This window comes from Pseudomonas sp. MIS38, assembly GCF_019891575.1.
In the GTDB taxonomy this organism is placed as follows: Bacteria; Pseudomonadota; Gammaproteobacteria; order Pseudomonadales; family Pseudomonadaceae; genus Aquipseudomonas; species Aquipseudomonas putida_A.
Window position 1 is genome coordinate 264,412 of sequence record NZ_JAFLXF010000001.1, and the last position, 17,753, is coordinate 282,164.

General features: G+C 62.2%; 18 protein-coding genes. 10 read left to right on the forward strand and 8 right to left on the reverse strand.

Going from position 1 to position 17,753, the window contains the following annotated elements; genetic code table 11:
* Positions 1-74 precede the first annotated feature (74 nt).
* From ftsX to ftsY, 3 genes are read right to left on the reverse strand one after another with little or no spacing between them, the layout of a single operon-like run.
* The gene (ftsX, locus tag J1G18_RS01175; RefSeq protein ID WP_223006967.1) at positions 75-1,100 is read right to left on the reverse strand and encodes a permease-like cell division protein FtsX; all 1,026 of its coding nucleotides are present in this window, start codon (positions 1,098-1,100) and stop codon (positions 75-77) included.
* Positions 1,097-1,768 (reverse strand): cell division ATP-binding protein FtsE, encoded by a 672-nt coding sequence (gene ftsE / locus J1G18_RS01180; protein ID WP_003229148.1) that lies wholly within the window; start codon positions 1,766-1,768, stop codon positions 1,097-1,099. The genes ftsX and ftsE overlap by 4 nt, the downstream gene beginning before the upstream one ends.
* Positions 1,765-3,297: a signal recognition particle-docking protein FtsY gene (ftsY, locus tag J1G18_RS01185; RefSeq protein WP_223006968.1), complete on the reverse strand. Its 1,533-nt coding sequence runs from the start codon at positions 3,295-3,297 to the stop codon at positions 1,765-1,767. Before ftsY ends, ftsE begins: the two co-directional genes overlap by 4 nt.
* 344 nt (positions 3,298-3,641) lie before the next feature.
* Here ftsY and J1G18_RS01190 point away from each other — a divergent pair, with 344 nt between their 5' ends.
* From J1G18_RS01190 to J1G18_RS01210, 5 genes are all read left to right on the forward strand, one after another.
* Positions 3,642-4,997 carry a M16 family metallopeptidase gene (locus tag J1G18_RS01190; RefSeq protein WP_098966083.1) on the forward strand — a complete coding sequence of 452 codons (1,356 nt, stop codon included), beginning with the start codon at positions 3,642-3,644 and terminating at the stop codon, positions 4,995-4,997.
* Positions 4,990-6,477: a M16 family metallopeptidase gene (locus J1G18_RS01195; RefSeq protein WP_223006969.1), complete on the forward strand. Its 1,488-nt coding sequence runs from the start codon at positions 4,990-4,992 to the stop codon at positions 6,475-6,477. Before J1G18_RS01190 ends, J1G18_RS01195 begins: the two co-directional genes overlap by 8 nt.
* Positions 6,477-7,082, forward strand: coding sequence for a 16S rRNA (guanine(966)-N(2))-methyltransferase RsmD (rsmD, locus tag J1G18_RS01200; RefSeq protein WP_223006970.1), 606 nt, complete (start codon positions 6,477-6,479; stop codon positions 7,080-7,082). The genes J1G18_RS01195 and rsmD overlap by 1 nt, the downstream gene beginning before the upstream one ends.
* A 113-nt stretch (positions 7,083-7,195) precedes the next feature.
* Positions 7,196-8,194 carry a hydrolase gene (locus J1G18_RS01205; protein WP_139055190.1) on the forward strand — a complete coding sequence of 333 codons (999 nt, stop codon included), beginning with the start codon at positions 7,196-7,198 and terminating at the stop codon, positions 8,192-8,194.
* Positions 8,191-9,030, forward strand: a complete 840-nt coding sequence (locus tag J1G18_RS01210) for an AraC family transcriptional regulator (RefSeq protein ID WP_135296958.1) — start codon at positions 8,191-8,193, stop codon at positions 9,028-9,030. Before J1G18_RS01205 ends, J1G18_RS01210 begins: the two co-directional genes overlap by 4 nt.
* 111 nt (positions 9,031-9,141) lie before the next feature.
* On the opposite strand, the gene J1G18_RS01215 is transcribed toward J1G18_RS01210, so the two are convergent.
* Both J1G18_RS01215 and J1G18_RS01220 read right to left on the reverse strand, forming a co-directional pair.
* Entirely contained in the window at positions 9,142-9,996 is an 855-nt protein-coding gene (locus tag J1G18_RS01215; protein WP_134784884.1) for a sulfurtransferase, read from the reverse strand.
* Positions 9,997-10,027: 31 nt separating this feature from the next.
* Positions 10,028-10,699, reverse strand: a complete 672-nt coding sequence (locus tag J1G18_RS01220) for a TetR/AcrR family transcriptional regulator (RefSeq protein ID WP_027610562.1) — start codon at positions 10,697-10,699, stop codon at positions 10,028-10,030.
* A 145-nt stretch (positions 10,700-10,844) separates the two neighbouring features.
* On the opposite strand from J1G18_RS01220, the gene J1G18_RS01225 reads away from it, so the two are divergent.
* The 5 genes from J1G18_RS01225 to J1G18_RS01245 all read left to right on the forward strand — a co-directional run bounded on the left by J1G18_RS01225 (position 10,845) and on the right by J1G18_RS01245 (position 15,568).
* Entirely contained in the window at positions 10,845-12,275 is a 1,431-nt protein-coding gene (locus tag J1G18_RS01225) for a coniferyl aldehyde dehydrogenase (protein ID WP_223006971.1), read from the forward strand.
* A 28-nt stretch (positions 12,276-12,303) separates the two neighbouring features.
* Complete coding sequence (locus J1G18_RS01230; protein WP_135296767.1) at positions 12,304-12,849, forward strand: twin-arginine translocation pathway signal protein; 546 nt, start codon at positions 12,304-12,306, stop codon at positions 12,847-12,849.
* A 130-nt stretch (positions 12,850-12,979) separates the two neighbouring features.
* On the forward strand, positions 12,980-14,575 hold the full coding sequence (locus J1G18_RS01235; protein WP_223006972.1) for a GMC family oxidoreductase: 1,596 nt from the start codon (positions 12,980-12,982) through the stop codon (positions 14,573-14,575).
* Between the two features lie 115 nt (positions 14,576-14,690).
* Positions 14,691-15,170: a pantetheine-phosphate adenylyltransferase gene (coaD, locus tag J1G18_RS01240; RefSeq protein ID WP_003229157.1), complete on the forward strand. Its 480-nt coding sequence runs from the start codon at positions 14,691-14,693 to the stop codon at positions 15,168-15,170.
* A 146-nt stretch (positions 15,171-15,316) separates the two neighbouring features.
* Positions 15,317-15,568, forward strand: a complete 252-nt coding sequence (locus tag J1G18_RS01245) for a YfhL family 4Fe-4S dicluster ferredoxin (RefSeq protein WP_003195146.1) — start codon at positions 15,317-15,319, stop codon at positions 15,566-15,568.
* 133 nt (positions 15,569-15,701) lie between these two features.
* Here J1G18_RS01245 and J1G18_RS01250 read toward each other — a convergent pair whose 3' ends face one another.
* The 3 genes from J1G18_RS01250 to J1G18_RS01260 all read right to left on the reverse strand — a co-directional run bounded on the left by J1G18_RS01250 (position 15,702) and on the right by J1G18_RS01260 (position 17,732).
* Positions 15,702-16,025 (reverse strand): hypothetical protein, encoded by a 324-nt coding sequence (locus tag J1G18_RS01250; RefSeq protein ID WP_007964160.1) that lies wholly within the window; start codon positions 16,023-16,025, stop codon positions 15,702-15,704.
* Between the two features lie 69 nt (positions 16,026-16,094).
* Entirely contained in the window at positions 16,095-16,907 is an 813-nt protein-coding gene (gene mutM / locus J1G18_RS01255) for a bifunctional DNA-formamidopyrimidine glycosylase/DNA-(apurinic or apyrimidinic site) lyase (protein WP_223006973.1), read from the reverse strand.
* A gap of 12 nt (positions 16,908-16,919) precedes the next feature.
* A complete protein-coding gene (locus J1G18_RS01260) occupies positions 16,920-17,732 on the reverse strand; it encodes an HDOD domain-containing protein (RefSeq protein ID WP_174823985.1) in 813 nt (270 codons plus the stop codon).
* Between the last annotated feature and the right edge of the window lie 21 nt (positions 17,733-17,753).

Below are 17,753 nucleotides of genomic sequence, written 5' to 3' on the forward strand. Positions count from 1 at the left end.
CTGCGAAAAATTGACCGGGAATTCAAGTACAAGTTCCCAAAAAACCGCAAGGTCAATCACGCGCAAAAAAGATTCTACTTCGGCGCCAGCTCCCTGAGATGACGTGCGACTGCAATCCATGCACCGATATAACCCAACAGCACCGCGCCAAGCAAGAGCGACAGACCGTCGGCAACTGGCACTCCGGCCAGCGCGAAATCACTGCCGTACAAGCCGGCCAGTCCAACCACCGCGTCGTTCAGCCAGTTCAGGCCGAACGCCAGCACACCCCAGGACAGAACACCCGCACCGAAGCCATACAACGCGCCCATATAAAGGAAGGGGCGACGTACATAGCTGTCAGTGCCGCCGACGAGTTTAATCACTTCTATCTCTGTGCGGCGGTTTTCAATATGAAGACGAATGGTATTGCCTATCACCAAAAGTAATGCAGACACCAAAAGCACCGTCAGACCGAAGACAAAACGGTCACCGAGCTTGAGGATGGCGGCCAGACGCTCGACCCAGACTAGATCAAGTTGCGCCTGTTGTACCTTCGGCAGCTCGGAAAGTTTTTGTCTTAATGCTTCCAGAGTCGGCTTGTCGACCTCGTTCGGGGTCACCAGCACCACGCCCGGCAGCGGGTTCTCCGGCAGCTCGCGCAGGGCTTCGCCCAGACCGGACTGCTGCTGAAACTCTTCCAGCGCCTGATCACGACCGACATATTCGGCATTAGCGACGCCGGGCATGCCTTTGATCTGCTCGCGCAACGATTCACCCTGCGCGGGCGTGACATCCAGCTGCAGGTACAGCGAAATCTGCGCCGCACGCTGCCACGAACCGCCGAGACGCTCGACGTTGTTGATCAGCAGTGACAAGCCCATCGGCAGGCTCAGCGCCACAGCCATCACCATGCAGGTGAAGAAGCTGCCGATCGGCTGCTTGCCGAGGCGCCGCAGGCTGTCGAGCAGGCTGGCACGGTGACTTTCGATCCACGAACGCAACAGCGTGGAAAAGTCCGGGCCGTCGTCATCGTCGTGTTTTTTCTTCTTTGGCGGTTGCGGGTCGGCGGCTTTCGGGGCCACGCGCTCGGATACCTTCGGACTGCGTGTCGCACTCATACGCCGGCCTCCCCGTCGCCGATCAGTCGGCCGCGTTGCAGGGTCAGCATGCGGTGGCGCATGCGCGCAATCAGCGCCAGGTCGTGACTGGCGATCAGCACGCTGGTGCCCAGGCGGTTGATGTCTTCGAACACGCCCATGATCTCGGCCGCCAGACGCGGGTCGAGGTTACCGGTCGGTTCGTCCGCCAGCAGCAGGGCTGGACGGTGGACGATGGCGCGGGCGATGCCGACGCGCTGTTGCTGACCGGTGGACAGGTCGCCCGGGTACAGATCGGTTTTATCCGACAGCGCCACGCGCTCCAGCGCCGAATCCACGCGCTTGGCGATTTCGGCCTTGGACAAGCCGAGAATCTGCAGCGGCAGCGCGACGTTGTTGAACACCGTGCGATCGAACAGCAACTGGTGATTCTGGAACACCACGCCGATCTGCCGACGCAGGAACGGAATCTGCGCGTTGCTGATGGTGCTCAGGTCCTGCCCGGCCAGCAGCAGTTTGCCGCTGGTCGGACGCTCCATCGCCAGCAACAGGCGCAACAGCGTGGACTTACCGGCACCGGAGTGACCGGTGACAAACAGAAACTCGCCACGACGGACTCGAAAGCTCAGCTCATGCAAGCCGACGTGACCGTTCGGGTAGCGTTTACCGACCTGTTCGAAACGAATCATGAACGCTCCCGCTCGGCAAACAGTGCCTGGACAAAGGGTTCGGCTTCAAAGGTACGCAGATCGTCGATGCCTTCACCGACACCGATGTAGCGGATCGGCAGACCAAACTGCTTGGCCAGGGCGAAAATCACCCCGCCCTTGGCGGTACCGTCGAGCTTGGTCAGCGCCAGGCCGGTCAGTTCGACGGTCTGGTTGAATTGCTTGGCCTGGTTGATCGCGTTCTGACCGGTGCCGGCATCAAGTACCAGCAGCACTTCGTGCGGTGCGTCGGCGTCGAGCTTGCCGATCACCCGGCGAACTTTCTTCAGCTCTTCCATCAGGTTGTCTTTGGTGTGCAGACGACCGGCGGTGTCGGCGATCAACACGTCGATGCCACGGGCCTTGGCGGCCTGCACGGCGTCGAAGATCACCGAAGCAGAGTCGGCACCGGTGTGCTGGGCAATCACCGGGATCTTGTTGCGCTCGCCCCAGACCTGCAGCTGCTCAACGGCAGCGGCGCGGAAGGTGTCACCGGCGGCGAGCATGACTTTCTTGCCTTCCAGTTGCAGCTTCTTCGCCAGCTTGCCAATGGTGGTGGTCTTGCCGGCGCCATTGACGCCGACCACCAGAATCACGAACGGCTTGTTCTGCGAGGCAATTTTCAGCGGCTGCTCGACCGGCTTGAGCATCGCTGCCAGCTCGGCCTGCAACGACTTGTACAGCGCGTCGGCGTCGGCCAGCTCTTTGCGTGCGACCTTCTGGGTCAAGCGCTGGATGATCTGCGTGGTGGCTTCGACACCGACGTCGGCGGTCAGCAGACGGGTTTCCAGCTCATCGAGCAAATCGTCATCAATGGTTTTACGGCCGAGAAACAGGCTGGCCATGCCCTCGCCGATGCTGGCGCTGGTTTTCGACAAGCCTTGCTTGAGGCGGGCGAAGAAGCCGACTTTGGTTTCTTCGCTGCGCGGGGCTTCCACTGGCGTTTCAGCAACCACTTCTACCGGCACCACCGGAGCAGCGACGACAGGTGCAGGTGCAGGTGCAGGTGCAGGTGCAGGTGCAGGCTCGGGCTGCTGCACGACCGGCGCAACAGGGGCGACGACCACCGGGGTCACTGGCTCGGGAACAACCGGCGCAGGCTCGACAACCGGCTCAACCAATGGCGCCGGAGCGACTTCAGGGACGAACGCGGCAGGTGCAGGAATCGGCGGCGTCACATGCGGCGCAGCCTCTTCGACCAAGGCCACCGGCTCTTCCGCCACCGGCAAGGTCAGCCACGGCTCGGTCACCGCGGTCAGTGACAACTCGGCCGCCACCGGAGTTTCAGGTTCTGGCTCGGGCTCGACCGGTTGCAGCACCGGCTCGGCAATCGGCAGCACGATCGGCGCCGGCTCTTCTTCTATAGCAGGCGCTGGCGTCGGAGCCGGTTCAGGAATCGCGGGCGGCTGTTCGACGACGGGTTCCTGCGGTTTCTTACGCAGCCATCCGAACAGGCTTTTCTTCTCGCCAGCCGCAGCTGGGGTCTTCTTGTCGTCGTTGGAACCAAACATGGAGGACGGCTATCTCACGGTAGCGACGCGCCATAAGGGCGCCCCGGCAAATAAATATTCGATGCAGAACAGACTGTGTTTCATCCAGCTTGTTCACGCGCAACATTTTGTCGAGGCGCCAGCGGCACCCCAAAGATTCGTATTAACGAAGGACTAAACCGGCAAAATCGGCGAAAAAGCGAAGTCTAGTCGATAAACCGCAGCTTTCTGCCGCCAACCTATACAACCGCATCAGGCCTGAAAACCTGATAGGCGTGGTCGCCGGTAAAACGGATCAGTATCCTAGCACCCTCTCGCCCGCCGACGCTAAGACCAAGCGGGCAGCCCAACAGGTTAAAAAACGAATGAATGCTCTAGCCCGCCGCGCTGCAGGCCTGCTGCTCAGCACAGTCTGCCTGCCCCTTTCGGCCCTGGCGGCCGACCCGCAACCGACCCACGAATTCACCCTCGACAACGGTCTGAAGGTCGTCGTGCGCGAAGACCATCGCGCGCCGGTGGTGGTGTCGCAGGTCTGGTACAAGGTCGGTTCCAGCTACGAAACCCCGGGCCAGACCGGCCTGTCCCACGCGCTTGAGCACATGATGTTCAAGGGCAGCGAGAAAGTCGGCCCCGGCGAAGCCTCGTTGATCCTGCGCGATCTGGGCGCCGAAGAAAACGCGTTCACCAGCGACGATTTCACCGCGTATTACCAGGTGCTGGCCCGCGACCGTTTGGGCGTGGCCTTCGAACTGGAAGCCGACCGCATGGCCAATCTGCGCCTGCCGGCTGACGAGTTCGCCAAGGAAATCGAAGTCATCAAGGAAGAGCGTCGCCTGCGCACCGACGACAAGCCGATGTCCAAGGCTTACGAGCGTTACAAGGCGATGGCTTACCCGGCCAGCGGCTACCACACACCGACCATCGGCTGGATGGCCGACCTCGATCGGATGAAGGTCGAAGAGCTGCGCCACTGGTATCAGTCCTGGTATGTGCCAAACAACGCCACGCTGGTAGTGGTCGGCGACGTCACCCCCGATGAAGTGAAGACCCTCGCCCAACGCTACTTCGGGCCGATTGCCAAGCGCGACGTGCCACCGGCGAAGAAACCGCTGGAACTGGCCGAGCCGGGTGAGCGCCAGATCACCCTGCATGTGCAGACCCAACTTCCCAGCCTGATGCTCGGCTTCAACGTGCCAAGCATTGCCACTGCTGAAGACAAGCGCTCGGTCAACGCCCTGCGCCTGATCTCGGCGCTGCTCGACGGCGGCTACAGCGGGCGCATCCCGACGCAACTGGAGCGCGGTGAAGAGTTGGTCTCGGGCGGTTCGTCGAGCTACGACGCCTACACCCGTGGCGACAGCCTGTTCACCCTGTCGGCGACGCCGAACACCCAGAAGAACAAGACCATGGCGCAAGCTGAAGCCGGTCTGTGGAAATTGCTGGAACAGCTGAAAACCACCGCACCGTCCGCCGAAGAACTCGAGCGCGTGCGGGCACAAGTGATTGCCGGCCTGGTGTTCGAACGTGATTCGATCACCAGTCAGGCCACCGCCATCGGCCAACTGGAAACGGTCGGTCTGTCGTGGAAGTTGATGGACACCGAACTCGCCGATCTGGAAAGCGTGACCCCGCAAGACATCCAGAACGCCGCCAAGCTGTATTTCACCCGCGAACGTCTCAGCGTCGCCCATGTCCTGCCACTGGAGACGACTCATGAGTGAGCGCAAATCCCCACGCCTGTTGCTTGGTCTGATCGCTGTGGCGGTCATCGGCTCCGCCGCGTTCTATCTGATGCCCGGTGTCAAAACCGACGCCAGCGAAGCACTGGACAACGCCAAGACCAGCCAGAAGCTGCAATCGCTGGCCGAACTCGACGGCAAGGCCCCGGCCAGCCGCAAGCTCGACGTGCAGACCTGGAACACCGCCGAAGGCGCCAAGGTGCTGTTCGTCGAAGCCCATGAGCTGCCGATGTTCGATATGCGCCTGATCTTCGCCGCCGGCAGCAGTCAGGATGGCAATGCACCGGGTCTGGCAGTCCTGACCAACGCCATGCTCAACGAAGGCGTGGCCGGCAAAGACGTCGGCGCCATCGCCCAAGGCTTCGAAGGCCTCGGTGCGGATTTCGGCAATGGTGCCTACAAGGACATGGCGCTGGCTTCGCTGCGCAGTCTGAGCGCCGCCGACCAGCGCGAGCCGGCGCTGAAGCTGTTCTCAGAAGTGGTGGGCAAACCGACCTTCCCGGCCGATTCCTTTGCGCGCATCAAGAACCAGATGCTCGCCGGTTTCGAATACCAGAAACAGAACCCCGGCAAACTCGCCAGCCTCGAGCTGATGAAGCGTTTGTACGGCGATCACCCATACGCGCACTCCAGTGACGGCAATGCGCAGAGCGTGCCGAAGATCACTCTGGCGCAACTGCGTGAATTCCACGCCAAGGCCTACGCGGCCGGCAACGTGGTGATCGCGCTGGTCGGTGACTTGTCTCGCGCCGAAGCCGAGGCGATTGCCAATCAGGTCTCCGGCGCCCTGCCTAAAGGCCCGGCATTGTCGAAAATCGCCCAGCCGCAGGAACCGAAAGCCAGCGTCAATCACATCGAGTTCCCGTCGAAGCAAACCAACCTGCTGCTCGCACAGCTGGGCATCGACCGTGACGACCCGGATTACGCGGCGCTGTCGATGGGTAACCAGATCCTCGGTGGCGGCGGTTTCGGTACGCGCCTGATGAGCGAAGTGCGCGAGAAGCGTGGCCTGACCTACGGCGTGTACTCGGGTTTCAGCCCGATGCAGGCTCGCGGCCCGTTCATGATCAACCTGCAAACCCGCGCGGAAATGAGCGAAGGCACGCTGAAACTGGTGCAGGACGTGCTCGCCGATTATCTGAAGACCGGCCCGACCCAGAAAGAACTCGACGACGCCAAGCGCGAGCTGGCCGGCAGCTTCCCGCTGTCCACCGCAAGCAACGCCGATATCGTCGGCCAACTGGGCGCCATGGGCTTCTATAATCTGCCGTTGAGCTATCTGGATGACTTCATGCGTCAGTCCCAGAGCCTGACTGTCGAGCAGGTCAAAGACGCGATGAACAAACACCTGAGCACGGACAAACTGGTCATCGTCAGCGCTGGCCCGACCGTGCCGCAAAAGCCGTTACCGGCCCCATCTGATAAACCTGCCGAGCAACCGCTCGGGGTTCCGGAGCATTAATGGCTACTCGTCCTAAAAAACCTGTGCAGAACGTCCACAACGGTGTGAACCAGTTGCGCATCATCGGCGGCGAATGGCGCAGCCGCAAACTGAGCTTCCCCGATGCACCGGGCCTGCGCCCGACACCGGACCGCGTGCGCGAAACCCTGTTCAACTGGCTCGCGCCGTATGTGGCCGGGGCCAAGGTGCTGGACCCGTTCGCCGGCAGCGGCGCGCTGTTTCTTGAAGCACTGTCGCGTGGCGCAGCCATGGGTCAGGCGCTGGATGCCAGCCACGTAGCGGTATCGAGCCTGAAGGAACACCTCGGCACCCTGCGCTGCACCAACGGCCAGGTGCAGACCGCCGACGCGCTGCGTTATCTGGAAACCCAGGTCGCCACGCCGTTTGACTTGGTGTTCCTCGATCCGCCGTTCAACCAGAACCTGCTGCCGGCCGTTTGCGCCCTGCTGGAAGAGCGCCAATGGCTGGCGCCGGATTCGTGGATCTACACTGAAAGCGAGACCGCGCCTTCGACGCTGGGCCTGCCGGGCAACTGGCGCCTGCACCGCGAGCAGAAATCCGGGCGGGTGTACTACGCGTTGTGGCAACGTATGGCCGTTAACTGAACGTATTGAACAACCCTGTGGCGAGGGAGCTTGCTCCCGCTGGACTGCGCAGCAGTCCCCAAAAAGGGCCGCTTCGCGCCCCAGCGGGAGCAAGCTCCCTCGCCACAAAAGGTGTGTGCCCTCTGGAAACTGAACGCTTCACCCCCGCCTTCGGCCTCGGCAATCCGCACCTGCAAACCTTGTGGGGGCCGCTGTGGCGCAAAACCGTCCACCTTGATCGCGAGCGGGAACGCCTGTGGCTGGATGACGGCGACTTCCTCGACCTCGACTGGCATGGCCCGCACAGCGCCGAGGCGCCGTTGGTGCTGGTGTTGCATGGGCTGACCGGTTCTTCGAATTCGCCTTACATCGCCGGGATTCAGGCCGCCCTCGCCGCGCAAGGCTGGGCCAGCGTCGCGCTGAACTGGCGCGGTTGCTCCGGCGAACCCAACCTGCTGCCGCGCAGTTACCACTCCGGCGCCAGCGAAGACCTCGCCGAAGCGATCCAACACTTGCGTGCCAAGCGCCCGCTGGCGCCGCTGTATGCGGTCGGTTATTCCCTCGGCGGCAATGTATTGCTCAAGCATTTGGGCGAGACCGGCAGCGACAGCGGCGTGCTCGGTGCAGTGGCGGTGTCGGTGCCGTTTCGTCTTGATCAGTGTGCAGACCGCATTGGCAAGGGATTTTCCAAGGTTTATCAGGCGCACTTCATGCGCGAGATGGTCGCCTACATCAAGAACAAGCAACGCCAGTTCCAGCACGACGGGCGCGAGGATGGCCTGGCGGCTCTGGCGGCGCTCGGTTCGCTGGAGAACATGCGGACTTTCTGGGACTTCGACGGCCGGGTCACCGCGCCGCTGCACGGCTTTACCGATGCCGAGGATTACTATCGCCGGGCGTCGAGTCGCTACTTTCTCGGCGAGATCCGCACCCCGACCCTGATCATTCAGGCCGCTGACGATCCGTTCGTGTTCCCCCACAGCTTGCCGACGGCCGAAGAGCTGTCCGCCAGCACCCGGTTCGAGCTGCAGGCCAAGGGTGGGCATGTCGGGTTTGTCGATGGCACGTTGCGCCAGCCCGGTTACTACCTGGAACGGCGCATCCCGCAATGGCTGGCCCGTGTGACGTCATGAGCGATCAGGGCGAGTCGATCCGGTTCTGGCAAACCGCGCCGCTGGCCGGGGTCGAGTTGCTGTCGGCGCGCTACATCGAGCATCGCTTCGCCCCGCACGTCCACGACGGCTATGTGATCGGCATGATCATGGCCGGTGCCCAGCGTTATCGCTATCGCGGTGCCGAACACCTGGCCGGCAGCGGCACGCTGGTGCTGATCAACCCGGACGAATTGCACACCGGGCACAAGGGCACCGAGGACGGCTGGCTGTACCGGGCGTTTTATCCCGATACCGGACAGATCGTTTCACTGCTCGAAGAACTGGAACTGCCCACCGCGCCGATGCCGGCCTTCGGCGCAACGCTGTACCGCGACCCGGATCTGGTCAACGGTTTCTGTCAGTTGCATCGTTTGCTGGAAAGCCCCGCCACCGCCCTGCAACAGCAGACGATGTGGCGCGAAATGATGATGCTGTTGTTGCAACGGCATGCGGCGGTGCAGATCAACGGCAAACCGGGCAAAGAGCACCGCGCGGTGGTGATGGCCAAGGAGCTGCTACATGCGCAACTCGCTGCGCCGCCGTCGCTGGAAGAGCTGGCGGCCGCAGTGAATCTGTCGCCCTTCCACTTCGCCCGGGTGTTCCGCCGCGCTACCGGCATGCCGCCACACACCTGGCTGATGCAGCAGCGCATCGCCACGGCCCGGGGTTTATTGCAGCACGGTTGCCTGCCGGTGGAAGTCGCCATGCAACTGGGCTTTGCCGATCAGAGTCATCTGAGCCGGCAGTTCAAGCAGGTGTATGGCGTGGGGCCGGCGGCGTATCGCAGTGCCCGACAACCTGTCAGCGACGATTAACCCCTGTGGGAGCGGGCTTGCTCGCGAAAGCGGTGTTTCAGCACACATCATGGTTGACTGACACACCGCTTTCGCGAGCAAGCCCGCTCCCACATTGGGGGTATGGTGACTTTATTCGCCGGTGGCAATCCCGCGAGAAGGCTCGTTGATCCACTCACTCCACGACCCGGCATACAACGAACCCAGCGGATACCCCGCCAGGCACAACGCGAACAGATTGTGACACGCCGTCACCCCGGAGCCGCAGTAAGCGACCAGCTCCGAAGGCGAACGCTCGCCGAGTTTCGCAGCAAAGCGTTGCTTGAGCTGCTCTGCTGGCAGGAAGCGTCCGTCGCTGCCGAGGTTTTCGGTAAACGCCGCACATTGCGCGCCGGGAATGTGCCCGGCAATCGGATCGATCGGCTCCACCTCACCCTTGAAGCGCGGCAAGGCCCGGGCGTCGATCAGGGTCAGGGACGGCTGACCGAGGCGCTTGTGCAATTGCTCGGCGCTCAGCAGCAGTTTCATGTCCGGCTGACCACTGAAGTTGCCCCGGCTGACCGACGGCGCGTCCAGACTCAGCGGCAGACCCGCCGCGTGCCAGGCCTTCAGCCCGCCGTCGAGAATGAACACGCCATCGCGCTTGCCCAGCCACGCCAGCAACCACCAGGCGCGGGCCGCATAGGCACCGGGGCCGTCGTCGTACAAAACCACATCGCTGTCGGCATTGATGCCCCAGGCTTGCAGACGTTCGATCAATGCCGCCGGTTCGGGCAGCGGGTGACGCCCGGTCACGCCTTTGATCACCTTGCCGCTGAGGTCACGCTCAAGGTCGGCGAAGCGGGCGCCGGCGATGTGCCCTTCGGCATAGCTGCGCTGCCCGTAGTCCGGGTCTTCGAGGGCAAAACGACAATCGAGAATCACCAGCCCCGGCTGCTCCTTGCGGGCATCCAGTGCATTCGGGCTGAGCAGTTGCGCAATCGGCATAACGGACTCCTGTGAGCGACTTCGAAATGGGTTACCGCCCTTCCTCGAGGGCCTGGGCCAGCGGCACGTAGAACTCGTCGAACAAGGCATTCACCTCTTCACGGGCCTGATCGGTGACGAATCCGGCTTCCAGCACCAGCACCTGATACACGCCACGCTTGATGGCCTGCTCGCTGAGGTGGTTGGAGTTTTCCCGGGTGGTGCACAGAAAGCGCACCCACGAGGTGAGGATGATCCAGGCATTGATCGTCAGGGATTCGATCTGCACCCGATCCATCTTGAGAATGCCGGCGGCGACGAAGCCTTCGTAGATCGCCATGCCCTGAATCACGCAGCGCTGAGAGAAACGCCGGTAGCGCGCGGCCAGGTCCGGGTCGCTGTCGAGCAGGTGCTCAAGATCCCGATGCAGAAAGCGGTAGCCCCACATCGCCGACAGCAGCTCCTTGAGGTAATAGCGCTTGTCTTCGACGGTGGCGGCACGCCCCTGCGGCGGGCGCAGAAAGCTGTCCACAAGCGTCTCGTACTCACTGAACAGCACGGCGATGATCGCCTGCTTGTTCGGGAAGTGGTAGTACAGATTGCCCGGAGAAATCTCCATGTGGGCGGCGATGTGATTGGTGCTGATGCTGCGCTCGCCCTGCTGATTGAACAGTTCGAGGCTGTTCTGCACGATGCGCTCGCTGGTTTTTATTCGTGGGGCCATGGCTTGAGCTTTAATTCAGAGTGCGGTGAGGGGCATCTTACGACCTAACCGGAATGGGATAAAACAAAGCTGTGTCGGGAAGTCATTTGACTTTCTAGAGCATAGACTCTAGAAAGTCATCACTACAATAAATCCGGAGCCGACGATGACTGCCGACATTGCTTATCTGCAAACGCTGCAACAGCCCCTGGAAGAGCTGGATCGGCTGTTCGCGGCACAGCGCGCCGCCTATGCCGCCAACCCGATGCCACCGGCAGATCAGCGCCAGCAGTGGCTCAAGGCGTTGCGTGAATTGCTCAGCCAGGAGCGGCAGGCGCTGGTCGAGGCCATCAGCGCGGATTTCAGTCATCGCAGCGCCGATGAAACCCTGCTCGCCGAACTCATGCCCAGCCTGCACGGCATCCATTACGCCAGCCGCCATCTCAAGAGCTGGATGAAGTCGTCGCGGCGCAAAGTCGGCATGGCCTTTCAGCCGGCGTCGGCGAAAGTCGTGTACCAGCCGCTTGGCGTGGTCGGCATCATCGTCCCGTGGAACTACCCGTTGTATCTGGCCATCGGCCCACTGGTCGGCGCGCTGGCGGCGGGCAACCGGGTGATGCTCAAGCTCAGCGAATCGACCCCGGTCACCGGCCAGTTGCTCAAGACCCTGCTGGGACGGATTTTCCCCGAAGATCTGGTCTGCGTGGTGCTGGGCGAGGCCGACATCGGCGTGGCGTTCTCCCGCCTGCGTTTTGATCACCTGCTGTTCACCGGTGCCACCAGCATCGGCAAACACGTGATGCGCGCTGCGGCGGAAAACCTGACCCCGGTGACCCTCGAACTGGGCGGCAAGTCCCCGGCCATCGTCTCTCGCGACGTGCCGCTCAAGGACGCCGCCGAACGCATCGCCTTCGGTAAAACCCTGAATGCCGGCCAGACCTGCGTCGCCCCCGATTACGTGCTGGTGCCGCAAGACCGCGTCGGCGCGTTCGTCGAAGCCTATCGTCAGGTGGTGAACAATTTCTATCCGACCCTCGCCGACAACCCGGACTACACCGCGATCATCAACGAACGCCAACTGGCCCGGCTCAACGGTTATGTCAGCGACGCCACGAGCAAGGGCGCGCTGCTGATCCCGCTGTTCGAACAGGGCCAGGGCCGGCGCATGCCGCACAGCCTGCTGCTCAATGTCACTGACGAGATGACCGTGATGCAGGACGAAATCTTCGGCCCGTTGCTGCCGATCGTGCCGTATCAGGATCTCGATCAGGCGTTTGCCTACATCAATCAGCGCCCGCGTCCTCTGGCGCTTTACTACTTCGGCTACGACAAGCGCGAGCAGAACCGCGTGCTGCACGAAACCCACTCCGGCGGCGTGTGCCTGAACGACACCCTGCTGCACGTGGCGCAGGACGACATGCCGTTCGGCGGCATCGGCCCGTCGGGCATGGGTCATTACCACGGCCACGAAGGCTTCCTAACCTTCAGCAAAGCCAAGGGTGTGCTGATCAAACAGCGCTTCAATGCAGCGAAGCTGATTTACCCGCCCTACGGCAAATCGATTCAGAAACTGATCCAGAAGCTGTTCATCCGCTAATCGTCGTCACCGCCGGGTAATAACAACAATGCACCCAAGCCTGACCGAAACACCTGCCCTGTCGCGCCGTGGCCTGCTGAAGTTCAGCCTTGGCGCCACAGCGTTTCTCGCCACCGCCGGCCTCGGCGCCAGCCTCAGTGGCTGTTCATCGAGTGTCGCAGCCAATGGCTTCGTCACTTTGCGTGACGGCGACCTGCTGTTTCTGCGCGCACTGATTCCGGTGATGCTCGAAGGCGCCGTGGCCGCCGAGAAAATGCCCGGTGCGGTGGATGGCACCCTGAAGTCGCTGGACTACAGCCTCGATCACCTGTCGCCGGAAATGCTCAAACTCACCCGGCAATTGTTCGATGTGCTCGGCATGACCGTCACCCGCGGTCCGCTCACAGGGATCTGGGGCAGTTGGGAAAACGCCAGCCCCGAGACCATGCGCCACTTCCTCGAGCGCTGGCAGAACAGCTCATTGAGCCTGCTGCGCATGGGCCACAGCTCATTGCAGCAGATGGTGATGATGGCCTGGTACACCCGCGCCGAGTCCTGGGGCCATTGCGGCTACCCCGGCCCGCCCACGGTCTGAAACCGAGTCGCGCCGTTCGCGAGCAAGCTCGCTCCCACAAGGGAATGCATTTCAATGTGGGAGCGAGCTTGCTCGCGAAGGCGCCAGCCACCACACCACCGCTCCCAGAATAATAAAGAGAACCTGATCAATGCCCGTACCCGACCCGTTCCGCGAAGGCCTCGCCCGTGGCTGGAAAACCTACAACGGCGCCCAACTGACCGGCGACCTGACGCTGCAAGCCGATGTGGCGATCATCGGCAGCGGTGCCGGTGGCGGCACCACGGCAGAAATCCTCAGCGTCGCCGGTTACAAAGTGCTGCTGATCGAAGAAGGCCCGCTCAAGACCAGTTCCGACTTCAAGATGCTCGAAGACCAGGCCTACAGCAGCCTCTATCAGGAAGGCATCGGCCGCATGAGCAAGGACGGCGCGATTACCATCCTCCAGGGCCGTGCGGTCGGCGGCACCACGCTGATCAACTGGACCTCGAGTTTCCGCACGCCCGAGCCGACCCTCGAGCACTGGGCCAAGGAACACAACGTCAAAGGCCACAGCCCGTCCGAGATGGCGCCGTGGTTCGAAAAAATGGAGCAGCGTCTCGGCGTCGCGCCATGGATGGTGCCGCCCAACGCCAACAACGACGTGATCCGCAAGGGCTGCGAGCAACTCGGCTACAGCTGGCACGTGATCCCGCGCAACGTGCGTGGCTGCTGGAACCTTGGCTATTGCGGCATGGGCTGCCCGACCAACGCCAAGCAGTCGATGCTGGTCACCACCATTCCGGCGACCCTGGAAAAGGGCGGCGAGTTGCTGTACCTGGCCCGCGCGGAAAAGCTGTTGATCAGCGGCGACAAGATCACCGGCCTGCAATGCGTGGCGATGGACGAGCGTTGCGTCGCGCCGACCGGACGCAAAATCACGGTCAAGGCCCGGCATTACGTGCTGGCCGGCGGTGGCATCAACAGCCCGGCACTGCTGCTGCGCTCGGATGCACCGGATCCGCATCAGCGCCTCGGCAAACGCACGTTTCTGCATCTGGTGAACATGTCCGCCGGGCGTTTCGACGAAGTGATCAATCCGTTCTACGGCGCGCCGCAGTCGATCTACTCGGATCATTTCCAGTGGAAGGACGGCACCAGTGGGCCGATGGGCTACAAACTCGAAGTGCCACCACTGCAGCCGGCGCTCGCGGCGACGTTGCTCGGCGGCTTCGGCACCCAGAACGCCGAACACATGGCGGACCTGCCGCACACCCATGCGATGTTGGCGTTGCTGCGCGACGGGTTTCACCCGGACAGCCCCGGCGGCAGTGTCGAACTGCGCGGTGATGGCTCGCCGGTGCTCGACTATCAAGTCTCGCCTTACGCCTGGGAGGGCCTGCGCCGCGCCTTTCACAGCATGGCCGAGATCCAGTTTGCCGGCGGCGCCAAAGCCGTGATGCCGATGCACGCCGATGCGCGCTCCGTGAAAACCCTGGCCGAAGCCCGCACGCTGATCAACGGTCTGAGCCTTGAGCTGTATCGCACGCGCCTGGGCAGTGCCCACGTGATGGGCGGTTGTGCGATGGGCGAAGAGCCGAAAAACGCAGTTACCGACAGTCTTGGCCGGCATCATCAACTGAGCAATCTGTCGATTCACGATGGCTCGCTGTTCCCCACCAGCATTGGCGCCAACCCGCAATTGTCGGTGTATGGCCTGACCGCGCAGCTGGCGACAGCCCTCGCCGATCGGCTGAGAAATCCGTGAAAAAACCGGTTTATCGCGTCGTCTATAGTGCTTTCTTACCCAACAGGCGACTTGGCCGACCGGGACGGCTGCGATACCATCCGACTCCCCAACGGACTCCCGCCAGGACGACGCGATGAACCGAGTGTTGTACCCAGGTACCTTCGACCCTATTACCAAAGGGCATGGCGATCTGGTCGAACGCGCCTCGCGCCTGTTCGATCACGTGATCATTGCGGTCGCCGCCAGCCCGAAGAAAAACCCGCTGTTCCCGCTGGAACAACGGGTTGAGCTGGCTCGCGAGGTCACCAAACACCTGCCCAACGTCGAAGTGGTCGGCTTCTCGACGCTGCTGGCGCATTTCGCCAAGGAGCAGAACGCCAATGTGTTCCTGCGTGGCCTGCGTGCGGTGTCGGACTTCGAATACGAATTCCAGCTGGCCAACATGAACCGCCAGTTGGCCCCGGACGTCGAGAGTCTGTTTCTCACCCCGTCCGAGCGTTATTCGTTCATTTCCTCGACGCTGGTGCGGGAAATCGCCGCGCTGGGCGGCGATATCAGCAAGTTCGTCCACCCCGCCGTGGCTGACGCGCTGACCCTGCGCTTCAAAAAGTAGGAGCTGCCGAAGGCTGCGATCTTTTGCTTTTAAAGATTGCAGTCTCGTGCCCTTGATCGCAGCCGCGTGCACTGCGCTCGCCAATGCGGCACAATTGCGCGCATTGATTTATTGCGCCCGGGCCTGCCGCCCCGGCTGGAGTTAGCATGTCCCTGATCATCACCGACGATTGCATCAACTGCGACGTCTGCGAACCCGAGTGCCCGAACGCCGCCATTTCTCAAGGCGAAGAGATCTATGTGATCGACCCGAACCTGTGCACCCAGTGCGTCGGCCACTACGACGAGCCGCAGTGCCAACAGGTCTGCCCGGTGGATTGCATTCCGCTGGACGAGGCGCATCCGGAAACTGAAGAACAGTTGATGGAGAAGTACCGCAAGATTACCGGCAAGGCCTGATCTGAACATTTTGTAGCGCTCTTCCGGGCCTCTTCGCGAGCAAGCCCGCTCCCACAGTTGGAATGCATTTCAATGGTGGGAGCGGGCTTGCTCGCGAAAGGGCCATCAGCAACACCACACCATCCTGATCAGCTCACTCGCGCTGCTCAAACCCCTCCCCTGTACACCCCAAACAGCGCACAAACGCCGCTTTCGCCGGATCCACCACCAGCGCCTGCCCCGCATCACCTACCCCGCCACCCAGCGCGGTAAACGGCAATGACACCACAAACACCCCCGCACCCAGCACCGTTGCCACCACCAATAAAGGTCGGGCAATCAGCAAATCGCCGATCATGGCGTAGGCGGGAGGGTTCTGGATGGCGTAGCGAGGATCACCGCTGCCGTTTTCCGCGGCTTGAACGGCCAGGCTGGAACACAGCAGCAGTGCGGCAAACAGGACTTGCAAGGACTTCATGGCACGATCCTTCGGGCTGAACAGTGAGACCACTCACTATAGACCGTAGGACTTTTTCAGATTTTTGCCTCAGGTCTGGCAGCGCGGACAGAACACACTGGCCCGTTGCCCCAGCTTCACTTCCCGCAGGCCAGTACCGCAGACCTTGCAGTGCTCACCACCGCGACCATAGACAAACAGTTCCTGCTGGAAGTAGCCGGGCTGCCCGTCACCGCCGATGAAATCCCGCAACGTGGTGCCGCCGCGCTCGATGGCTGCGGCGAGAATCCGTTTGATCTCGATCGCCAGCTTCAGATAACGCGCCCGGGAGATGCTTTTGGCTCCGCGGCGCGGATCGATCCCGGCAGCGAACAGCGCTTCGGTCGCGTAAATGTTGCCGACGCCCACCACCACCGCGTTGTCCATGATGAACGGCTTGACCGCCATCGAACGCCCGCGCGACAACTGGAACAGGCGCTCGCCGTCGAACAGATCGGTCAACGGCTCTGGCCCGAGACGAATCAGCAGTTCGTGATTGAGCGGGTCGGTACTCCACAGCATCGCGCCGAAACGGCGTGGATCGGTGTAACGCAGCGCCAGACCGGATTCCAGCTCGATATCGACGTGCTCGTGCTTGAGCGCCGGCAACCCGACCTCCACCAGCCGCAGGTTGCCCGACATGCCCAGGTGACTGATCAGCGTGCCGACTTCGGCATTGATCAGCAAATACTTGGCCCGCCGCTCGACCATCACGATGCGCTGCCCGGACAGGCGCACATCGAGATCTTCGGGGATCGGCCAGCGCAGCCGGCGGTCACGTACGATCACCCGGCTGACGCGCTGGCCTTCAAGGTGCGGAGCAATGCCCCGGCGGGTGGTTTCGACTTCCGGCAGTTCAGGCATGGTGTCCTCGAATCAATGCGCGCCGAGGTCGCGGATCGTCTGTTTGAGGGTTTCAAAGTCGTAATCCGACAGGCCGACGTAATCGAGCACCAGCGGCCCGACAGCGTTCCATTCGAAGTCTTCGGTCTGATTGCCCAGCACCCGGTAGGACGCGCAGATGTGCTCGGCCATCTTCAGGATCGCCAGCAGGTTTTTCAGCTGGCTGTTGCGTGACGACTCGTCGCTGAAGATTGCCAAGGCGTTGTGGTGATTGGCGATCGCCGCGCTGACATGCTCCGGCAGGCGCCACGACTTGGCGGTGTAGTAACCGACCACGGCGTGGTTGGTATTGAACTCGCTGTTTTCGGTGTCCACCACCCGGCACTCGGCGCTGGCATTGGCATAGGCCTTCTCCAGCACCGACATGTAATTGGGGAAACGCTGCAGCATCAACGGCACGCCACAGTCATGGAACAGACCCAAGGCATAGGCTTCATCACCGGCCTGGGTGCCGATGCGCTTGGCCAGGGTCAGGCACGTCATCGCCACGTCCTGAGCGGTGTCCCAGAAACGGTTGAGGGTGACGATGGTGTCGTCGTTCATCTCGCCCTTGATCGACTGCGCGTTGATCAGGTTGATGATCGACCGACTGCCCAACAGATTCACCGCGCGCTGGATCGAAGTGATCTTGTTGCTCAGGCCGTAATACGGCGAGTTGACGATTTTCAACAGAGAACCGGACAGGCCGGGATCCTGAGCGATCAGCTTGGCGATCACCTCCAGGTCCGGGTCGGGCATGTACTGCTCCATCTGCAGATCCACCATGATCTGCGGCTGCGCGGGCACGCTGATGCCTTGCAGGGATTG